Source organism: Roseateles sp. P5_E11, from assembly GCF_054049355.1.
Map to the genome: position 1 here is coordinate 1 of NZ_JBFUMO010001166.1, position 654 is coordinate 654.

Sequence of the window (654 nt, forward strand, 5' to 3'; positions counted from 1 at the left end):
GGCCTGCAGCACACGCGGGCTGCCCTCCACCAGCAGCACGCGCGCCTGTCGTGGGTCGATGCGGCGGAATTCACCGGGCAGGGTGTGGCGGGCGATCTCGGCGAAGGTGCCGGCCAGTTCGACCCCGGTCGGCCCGCCGCCGACAACGACGAACTGCAGCAGGGCGGCGCGCTGGGCGGGATCGTCCTCGCCATTTGCTTCACGTTCGGCAGCCTCGAAGGCCAGCAGCACGCGGCGGCGAATCTCGAAGGCGTCGCTCAGCGTCTTCAGCCCCGGCGCGTGCTCGGCCCAGTCATCGCGGCCGAAATAGCTGTGCGTGGCGCCAGCGGCGACGATGAGGTGGTCCCAGCGCAGCGTGGCGCCATCCTTCAGCGTGGCGGTTCGCGCGGTGGCGTCGATGGCTACGATCTCGCCCATCAGCGTCGTCACATTGCGCTGGCCGCGGAAGAGGTGGCGGATGGGCGCCGCAATCGACGGCGCCGACAGGCCCGCCGTGGCCACCTGGTAGAGCAGGGGCTGGAAGAGGTGATGGTTGGTCTTGTCGACGAGGGTGATGTCGACGTCGGTGGTGCGCAGCGCGCGCGCCGCCTCCAGGCCGCCGAAGCCGCAGCCAATGATCAGGACTTGAGGACGCATGGACAGCCATCCTACGCT

1 protein-coding gene is annotated in these 654 nt (G+C 69.9%); it reads right to left on the reverse strand.

All coding sequences use genetic code 11. From position 1 onward, the window contains the following. Window positions 1-636, reverse strand: a 636-nt coding sequence (locus tag ACXJKR_RS34125) for an NAD(P)/FAD-dependent oxidoreductase (protein ID WP_457326635.1), incomplete at its 3' end; no start/stop codon positions are given. Between the last annotated feature and the right edge of the window lie 18 nt (window positions 637-654).